The organism is Streptococcus mitis (genome assembly GCF_005844455.1).
GTDB lineage: Bacteria > Bacillota > Bacilli > Lactobacillales > Streptococcaceae > Streptococcus > Streptococcus mitis_BF.
This window is the reverse complement of the sequence record NZ_SPGF01000009.1, coordinates 41296-49641: the sequence shown is the minus strand read 5'-3', so window position 1 is coordinate 49641 and position 8346 is coordinate 41296. Positions and strand designations below refer to the sequence as shown.

The 8346-nt window shown below is 41.8% G+C and carries 6 protein-coding genes and 1 pseudogene; 4 read left to right on the top strand and 3 right to left on the bottom strand.

Translation table 11 applies throughout. The features are described 5' to 3' along the window. Positions 1–354: 354 nt before the first annotated feature. Positions 355–1371, top strand: a complete 1017-nt coding sequence (locus tag FGQ53_RS03110) for a SpaA isopeptide-forming pilin-related protein (protein ID WP_138335671.1) — start codon at positions 355–357, stop codon at positions 1369–1371. An 86-nt stretch (positions 1372–1457) separates the two neighbouring features. Here FGQ53_RS03110 and FGQ53_RS03105 read toward each other — a convergent pair whose 3' ends face one another. The 3 genes and pseudogenes from FGQ53_RS03105 to FGQ53_RS03095 all read right to left on the bottom strand — a co-directional run bounded on the left by FGQ53_RS03105 (position 1458) and on the right by FGQ53_RS03095 (position 4870). Beyond that, positions 1458–1994, bottom strand: a complete 537-nt coding sequence (locus FGQ53_RS03105) for a biotin transporter BioY (RefSeq protein WP_138335669.1) — start codon at positions 1992–1994, stop codon at positions 1458–1460. Positions 1995–2137: 143 nt separating this feature from the next. Continuing rightward, positions 2138–3484 carry a glutathione-disulfide reductase gene (gor, locus tag FGQ53_RS03100; RefSeq protein ID WP_138335667.1) on the bottom strand — a complete coding sequence of 449 codons (1347 nt, stop codon included), beginning with the start codon at positions 3482–3484 and terminating at the stop codon, positions 2138–2140. Between the two features lie 320 nt (positions 3485–3804). Then, positions 3805–4870 (bottom strand): annotated as a pseudogene (locus FGQ53_RS03095) (transposase). 323 nt (positions 4871–5193) lie between these two features. Between FGQ53_RS03095 and FGQ53_RS03090 the strand changes: the two are divergent. The 3 genes from FGQ53_RS03090 to FGQ53_RS03080 are packed head-to-tail and all read left to right on the top strand — an operon-like array spanning position 5194 to position 8324. Beyond that, the gene (locus tag FGQ53_RS03090; protein WP_138335665.1) at positions 5194–6378 is read left to right on the top strand and encodes an efflux RND transporter periplasmic adaptor subunit; all 1185 of its coding nucleotides are present in this window, start codon (positions 5194–5196) and stop codon (positions 6376–6378) included. After that, positions 6362–7063, top strand: a complete 702-nt coding sequence (locus tag FGQ53_RS03085) for an ABC transporter ATP-binding protein (RefSeq protein ID WP_000733788.1) — start codon at positions 6362–6364, stop codon at positions 7061–7063. Before FGQ53_RS03090 ends, FGQ53_RS03085 begins: the two co-directional genes overlap by 17 nt. Before the next feature lies 1 nt (position 7064). Continuing rightward, positions 7065–8324, top strand: a complete 1260-nt coding sequence (locus tag FGQ53_RS03080) for an ABC transporter permease (protein ID WP_138335663.1) — start codon at positions 7065–7067, stop codon at positions 8322–8324. The last annotated feature ends 22 nt before the right edge of the window (positions 8325–8346 follow it).

The following is an 8346-nucleotide window of genomic DNA, read 5'->3' as shown; positions in this document are numbered from 1 at the left end:
AGCTTTCATTTGGCAAGAGGAACCCTTGAAGCTGTTTCGTTAGCTAAACCAAGGCTAGTCTTAGCCTTGGCTCACCAGCCTAACAGCATCAAGCCTCTTATCAAATGAAATCGAGTACTAGCTATAAGCCAGTTGAACCATCTAATTTTTAGGAGTGCTGGGTGGCTAACTTCATTATAGAACTTTCATGAATTAGAATATTAGATATTTTTAAAATAATTTGCTGTAAATACTTGACAAATATGGTATATATATATCCTAATAAAGGACAGTTTTTAGCAGGATAGTCTGGGTGTTGGGGGGATATTCTAGCGCAGTTTATTGTCTAAAAAATAAAAGAAAGATATTTAGAAAATGAAAGATTTACTAATAAAGATATCGGTACTGGTCACTTCTATACTAGCTATCGTCGGTTTAAGTTATACGCTTGTTCATGCAGATAGTAACGGTAAGAAATATACCGCCTATGATGCGACTAATTATAGAAAAGTTGTAGATTCTAGTGGCGATGTAGACGCTCTTTGGGCACTCTGTTTGCAGTCAAATCATCATAGTCCAAGCTATTCCACTACCAAGGATAACTATACTAAGATTATAAATGCTACAGATGAGCAAATATTGAATTACTCGGACTCTAAAAGCGCTGATGTTAAAAAATTAAAGAGAATCTTGTACTATAAGGCGACTCATCCTGATACAAACTATGCAGTAACCCAAAACGAGTACTACTATCAACAAGGTAAAACTAGACAATATGATACTACCTATCAACATCAGTTCCAAAACGAGCAAAAGGCTGCACTTCGTTCGGCTGCTGAGGACGCTTCAAAAGATGCTCTTATAAACGACTTAATGGAAGTTGATATCTATGTTTCTATTAATAGTAACATTCAAAACTTGATTACAGTTAGGGTTAAAGAAAAACCAAAAGAAAAAGACGTAGTATTTAGCAAGGTAAATCTTGGTGGAAAAGAAATTTCCGGAGCTAAGATTCAAATTAAGCAAGGTGACCGTGTCATTGCAGAATGGACATCAGAAGAAGGTAAGAACCACACGCTTAAATTAGCAGAAGGTGAATATGTCTTCCATGAAGAATCAGCCCCAGAAGGTTACCTAGCAGTAACAGATATTACGTTCACAGTTGAAAAAGACGGCAAAGTAACTGTCAAATCAGCAAACGGGAACACTGTAAAATCAGAAGGTAATAAACTGATTGTAACAGACCAAGCTAAACCAACACCAGAAAAACCAGGGCCAAAACCTCAACTTCCTAACACTGGTGAAAAAGCATCTAATGTAGCAGTAGTTGCAGGACTTACCTTGATGGCAGTGACTGGTGGATTGTACTTTGTAAGCCGTAAAAATAAATAATCTCTAGATGAGACTTGATTTTCAGTTAGTTCTTAGGAAGTAATTGGAAAGGAAATAGTCCAGAACACTTGTTCTGGACTATTTTTTTATCTTGAGAAATAAGGAAGGCTTTTAAATCGTTCGAGTAGGGGACGGCTAATGAAACTAATGGCAATAATCTTACCAAGATCAGGAAGGATAAAGGGAAGGACTCCGACAGCGAGTGCCTTATCGAATGACATACCAGCAAGGAAGTGGAGGCTGAGAATACCTCCGACAAAGACGAGTGAATCACCCAAGAGGTTGGCTAGGAAAATGCGAATATAGCCACTATTTTGATGGATGAGATAAGATGTAAGTCCTGCATAGACAAGGTCGAACCAAAGATAGCCTGAACTTGGACCGACTAAAACGTGAAATCCTGCACCACCCCCTGCAAAGACAGGTAGACCAATGGCGCCCAGCAGGAGGTAGAGAGCAACAGATAGAACGGCTTCCCTAGGTCTAAAAACAGTAGCAATCAGACCGATCGCGAAGTTTTGCAAAGTGAAAGGTACAGTACCGATAGGGAGACTAATTTGTGCTAATACGGCGATGAGAGCAGCACCGATAGCTGGGATAGCATAGATATGAGCTTTTTTCAAAACTGTTAACCTCTTTTCAAAATTATAGTAACTATTATACTAATTTAGTAACAGAAGTCAACCTATTTTTGAAATTAAGGTAACAATTTTGTAACAGCCGATTTTACAAGTAAAAAGAGACCTCAAGAGGTCTCTTGCGATAATTAGCGCATGGTTACAAATTCTTCTGAAGCGGTTGGGTGGATAGCTACTGTAGCATCAAAGTCCGTCTTGGTTGCTCCCATCTTGATAGCAACAGCGAATCCTTGAATCATCTCATCCACTCCGTAACCAAGTCCGTGAAGTCCAACAACTTTTTCGTCAGCACCGGCGGTGATGAGTTTGAAGCGAGATTCTTGACGATGGTTTGTAACGGCTGAGTACATAGATGCAAAGCTTGACTTGTAGACTTTGATCTGATCTTGGCCGTATTCTTTGATAGCTTGATCCTCGGTTAAACCGACGGTTCCGATTGCTGGGTGTGAGAAGACAACAGTAGGGATAGTCGTGTAGTCCATCTTGGCATTTGTTTTTCCGTTGAAGAGGCGTTCAGAGAGGGTACGTCCTGCCTTGATGGCTACTGGGGTCAGTTCCTTCTCACCAGTAACGTCTCCAAGGGCGTAGATACCATCTACAACTGTATTTTGATACTCATCCACTTGGATAAATCCACGTTGGTTGAGTGTAACGCCGGCCTTTTCTAACTCAAGACCGTCTACATTTGGACGGCGACCGGTAGCCCAGATAACTTGGCTGGCAGTGTGACTAGAACCGTCTTCGAAATAAATGGTAATGCCTTCAGCAGTTTTTTCTAACTTGGCAGGGACTTTGTGAGTATGAAGTGGCAAGTTTGTTTTTTCCATTTCATTGACAAGTCCTTCAACGATGTAGCTGTCAAAACCACGCAAGGGACGATCACGACGGACAAACAAATCCGTTTTTACTCCTAGCGCGTGGAGAACACCTGCTAATTCAACGGCGATATAACCAGCTCCAAGAATCGCAACGGATTCAGGAAGTTGCTCCCAAGCAAAGACATCGTCTGAGCTGCCACCGAGTTCAGCTCCAGGAATAGTTGGGATGCTTGGACGAGCGCCAGTCGCAATCACGATATGCTTGGCACGAATCAATTCACCATTAACGCTAATGGTGTGGGAATCAACGAAATGAGCACGACCTTCAATCAAATCAACCCCGTTGCGCTTGAAACTTCCATCATAAGACGAGCGAGCACGGTCGATGTAGGCTTCACGGTTTTGACGAAGTTTAGCAAAATCAAATTGAACATCTGAACTTGTAAAACCATAGTCAGGGCCGTAGTGGTGGAAGCTTTCAGCGATTTGAGCTCCATACCACATGATTTTTTTAGGAACACAGCCGACATTGACGCAGGTTCCACCTAATTTTTTCTCTTCGATAACAGCAGCTTTAGCACCGTGTTCGCCAGCTCGGTTCATAGTGGCAATGCCGCCGCTTCCTCCACCGATGGCGATGATATCATATTCTCTCATAGAAAACTCCTTATAGCTTTGATAGTCATATTCTATCGTTTTTATTTTTTGAATGCAAAAATCTGCTAGGTAAATTCCCAAAGTAAGTTCCACCACTAGTAGAAGTGGAAGTTAATCTGATAAAAATTCTAAAAACCAGTGGAAATCCGTGTCAGGGTAAGTTCCACTGGTTTTACTAATGCTTGATTTCATCGCTTTTGTAACTAAAATGAATCGAAAAAAAGAGCGCACAAAATCCCCTCATCTGAAAGCGTTTCAGATTAAGTTCCGCTATGGTGGAAGTTAGTGTGAGACGTTTGAATGGGGTTTTAGGTTAGTTTTTAGAACTTATGTTGGAGTAATTTAGACGACTGACAGACGTCTTCTGCAGGTATTTTAGAAATGCCGAAAAGCTTAGGAATCTCTTCTCCATAAGTAAAGGCAAAAAGTTCATAGGCTGACTTTCCATTCAAAGCAGCCCGTTTGACACTGTTGACATGCGAACAAACGAGATTGATGTCCTCTTGAGTTAAGTTATCAAAGGAAGTTCCCTTAGGTAAAATGTCGCGAATCAGCGTGTGATTTTTCTCAATTCTCCCTTTCTGGTCAGAGCGATTAGGATCACAAAAGAAGAGTTTACTCTCTCCTCGCACATCCATTTCGATGTCATCAACCCTGGCAAACTCTCCACCATTATCGGTAAGAATGACAGGAAAGAGTTGGAAGAAATCTTTGTCAGCTTGGTGAAGAGTGTTCTTGATGTCATAGAGGTGTTTGGTAACCTCAAGAGCAGTTTTATTATCCAGAAGTCTAGCGAAGATAAAGTTACAGAAAGATAAATTGAAGGTGAGTAGGACTTTACCTCCTATCCTCACCAGAACTGTGTCCATTTCCAACCAAGAGTCTAGTTGATTCAGTACTAAATAGTTTTGGAAATCCTCATAGGTATCCTTTTCGGATATGTCGATAGACGGTTGAGGAGCTGACATTAAGGTTGTGAGTTTTGAGGATATGATAGATGTGTTGTCCCTTTTTAACACCATCAGAAATGACTTTATCCATGTCCCAGAAGGTCTTGGAATTGAGAGGAGTTCCTTCACGAGCTTCGACAAGAGTTTGTTCGTACTGCTTTTGAGCTTGTTTAGCTAGGTAGAAGATCTTCTTATAGCCACAATTTTGTCTTCTTTTAGGGCATCCATTACAGACAAAGGGAGCCTTATCGAGTAAAGGGCAAGGAAGGTTATCGCATGTAGACTCTCGGACTTGTCTGTTTCGTTTGACTTCTTTGGAAACAGTAGATGGGTCTTTTAGAATGGCTTGTCCGATAGCTTTGAAGGTTTCACCGCGCTCTAAACCTAGCTGGATATCGTTACGGTCTGAAAGGGTAAGATGTTTATGTTTTGTCATAGTAGACCTCATTTCTAACTTAAACGTCTCACACTTAATTCCACCATAAAAATCCGTTTTAGACTAATTTCCACTTTGACCAGCCAAGTGGAAGTTACTTTGAGAAGTTAGCAAAAAATCTACTACGATAAAAAAATTATAAAAACGCTTGCCAAATTCAAAAAGATATTGTATTATATATCTAGCACAATGGTCCAATAAACGGATACCGAACGAAATAATGATCCTGAATTGTCATTGTTTCCATCTGAACTGTCATTGTTTGGTCTCGGTATTTCTGATATAATGGTTTTTGTAAGGCAAAAGAATAAAGGAGCTTAAAAATGAAAAGAAATAAGAAGGTAAAAAAATGGCAATTATACACAGCGATTGGTGTTGCCAGTGCCATTGTTATCGGTGCTGCGGGGATTTTGATTTTTAGACAACCTTCCCAGTCAGCAGTCAAGGAGGAAACCTCTCATATCGTTACTGCTAAGGAAGGTTCTGTTGCTTCATCGGTTCTCTTGTCAGGTACGGTTACAGCAAAAAATGAACAATACATTTATTTTGATGCTAGCAAGGGAGATTTAGATGAAATACTTGTTTCGGTTGGGGACAAGGTCGAAGCAGGGCAAGCGTTGGTCAAATACAGCAGTGCAGATGCTCAAGCTGCCTATGATGCAGCCGATCGTGCAGTTGCAAAGGCAGACCGTCATATCGAGGAGTTAAACAAAGCTCGTGAAAATGCATCAGCTACACCAGCTTCTCCACAGGTTCCAACAGAAGCTGGACTTCCAGAACAAGCGCAAGCAGCAACTCCTTCCGTATCTTCTATTGATTCTCAAATAAGTGATGCCAAGGATAACCGTGCAGATGCTGTTGCCCAACTCAACAAGGCCCAAGCTCAGCTAGATGCTGCAACTGTCCTCAGTACACTAGAAGGGACTGTAGTTGAAGTTAATCGTAATGTTTCCAAATCGCCAACAGGTAATAGCCAAGTGGTAGTTCATGTCGTAAGTAACGAAAACTTACAGGTCAAAGGGGAGTTGTCTGAATACAACCTTGCTAACCTTTCTGTTGGGCAAGAAGTTACCTTTACTTCGAAGGTTTACCAAGATAAGAGCTGGACTGGTAAGATTAGCTACATTTCTGACTACCCTAAAAATAATGGCGAAGCAGCAAATGCAGCCCTTGGAGGAAATACTGGATCTAAGTACCCTTATACTGTTGATGTGACCAGCGATATCGGTGAGTTGAAACAAGGATTCTCTGTTAGTGTGGAAGTCAAAAACAAAAGTAAAGCCATCCTTGTTCCTTTGACAAGTGTCGTTACCGAAAATGACAAAAACTATGTCTGGATCGTTGACGACCAGAAAAAAGCGAAGAAGGTAGAAGTTACTTTGGGGAATGCGGACGCAGACAACCAAGAAATTACTTCAGGTTTGACAGACGGTACCAAGGTCATCAGTAATCCAACATCTTCCTTGGAAGAAGGAAAAGAGGTGAAGGCTGATGAAGAAACTAATTAGTCTCAAAAATATCTGTAGAAGTTATCGAAATGGTGACCAAGAACTGCAGGTCCTTAAAAATATCAATCTAGAAGTTCATGAAGGTGAGTTTGTTGCCATTATGGGACCATCTGGTTCTGGTAAGTCTACGTTGATGAATACCATCGGAATGTTGGATACACCAACTAGTGGAGAGTACTACCTTGAAGGACAAGAAGTGGCAGGCCTTGGAGAGAAACAACTGGCCAAGGTTCGCAACCAGCAAATCGGCTTTGTCTTTCAGCAGTTCTTTCTCTTGTCTAAGCTCAATGCACTTCAAAACGTCGAATTGCCCTTGATTTACGCTGGTGTTTCGGCTTCAAAACGTCGGAAATTGGCTGAGGAATTTCTGGAAAAGGTTGAGCTGACGGAGCGTAGTCATCATTTACCTTCGGAATTATCCGGTGGTCAAAAGCAACGTGTAGCGATTGCGCGTGCCTTGGTAAATAATCCCTCTATCATCCTAGCAGACGAACCCACAGGAGCCTTGGATACCAAGACGGGAAATCAAATCATGCAGCTGTTGGTGGAGTTAAACAAGGAAGGGAAGACCATTATCATGGTCACGCATGAGCCTGAGATTGCTGCCTATGCCAAACGCCAGATTGTCATTCGTGATGGTGTCATCTCGTCTGACAGTGCTCAGGTAGAAAAGGAGGAAAACTAAGATGCAGAATCTGAAATTTGCCTTTTCATCCATCATGGCCCACAAGATGCGTTCCTTCCTCACCATGATTGGGATTATCATCGGAGTTTCGTCTGTCGTTGTCATCATGGCTCTGGGAGACTCCATGTCTCGTCAGGTCAATAAAAACATGACCAAATCACAGAAGGATATCCATGTCTTTTTCTCTCCTATCAAAAGCAAGGACGGCTCCTTTACGCAGAAACAATCCGCTTTGACAGTCAGTGGGAAAGAAGAGGATGTTCATATTGAACCACCAAAACCACTGGAGTCTTGGGTCAAGGAGGCTGCCAAACTCAAAGGAGTAGACAGTTACTATGTCACTAACTCGACCAACGTTACCTTGTCTTATAAGGACAAGAAGGTTGAACGAGCGACTCTGACAGGCGGAAATAGCACCTACATGAACGCAGTTGAAAATGAAATCGTTGCGGGTAGAAGTCTAAGACCGCAAGACTACAAGGAATTTGCCAGTGTGATTTTGTTGGATGAAGAACTAGCCAAGAGTTTGTTCGATAGTCCAGAAGCTGCGGTTAATCAAATCATCTCTGTTAATGAATTTAGTTACCGTGTGATTGGTGTTTATACTAGTAATGAAGCTAAAACTGCTAAAGCCTTTGGGATTGGTGGTCTTCCAATTACGACCAATATTTCTCTCGCAGCCAATTTTAATACTGATGAAATCTCGAACATCATCTTTCGTGTCAATGATACTAGTCTAACGCAGACCTTGGGTCCGGAGTTGGCTCGAAAACTGACTGAGATTGCAGGTCTTCAGCAAGGGGAGTACCAAGTTGCGGATGCAACTGCCGCCTTCCAAGAGGTACAACAACTATTTGGTTTTATGACCACCATTATCAGTGCCATCGCAGGAATCTCTCTCTTTGTCGGGGGAACTGGTGTTATGAATATCATGCTGGTATCGGTGACAGAACGCACGCGGGAGATTGGTCTGCGAAAAGCTCTCGGAGCTACTCGGGCTAATATCTTGGTACAGTTTTTGATTGAATCCATGATCTTGACCTTGCTAGGTGGTGTCATCGGTCTTGGGATTGCTGCTGGAATGACCATGTTAGCTGGAGTATTGCTTCAAAACATGATTGCAGGTATTGAAGTTGGGGTTTCCCTCCCAATCGCTCTCTTTAGCTTGGCTGTGTCAGCCAGTGTTGGTATGATTTTTGGGGTTTTACCAGCCAACAAAGCATCTAAACTTGATCCAATCGAAGCCCTTCGTTATGAATAAGATCAACAAGATGGACACTTGT

Coding starts and splice junctions, on each gene's coding strand:
- gor (WP_138335667.1), bottom strand. CDS start 3,484: ATGAGAGAATATGATATCATCGCCATCGGTGGAGGAAGCGGCGGCATT.
- FGQ53_RS03080 (WP_138335663.1), top strand. CDS start 7,065: ATGCAGAATCTGAAATTTGCCTTTTCATCCATCATGGCCCACAAGATG.
- FGQ53_RS03085 (WP_000733788.1), top strand. CDS start 6,362: ATGAAGAAACTAATTAGTCTCAAAAATATCTGTAGAAGTTATCGAAAT.
- FGQ53_RS03110 (WP_138335671.1), top strand. CDS start 355: ATGAAAGATTTACTAATAAAGATATCGGTACTGGTCACTTCTATACTA.
- FGQ53_RS03090 (WP_138335665.1), top strand. CDS start 5,194: ATGAAAAGAAATAAGAAGGTAAAAAAATGGCAATTATACACAGCGATT.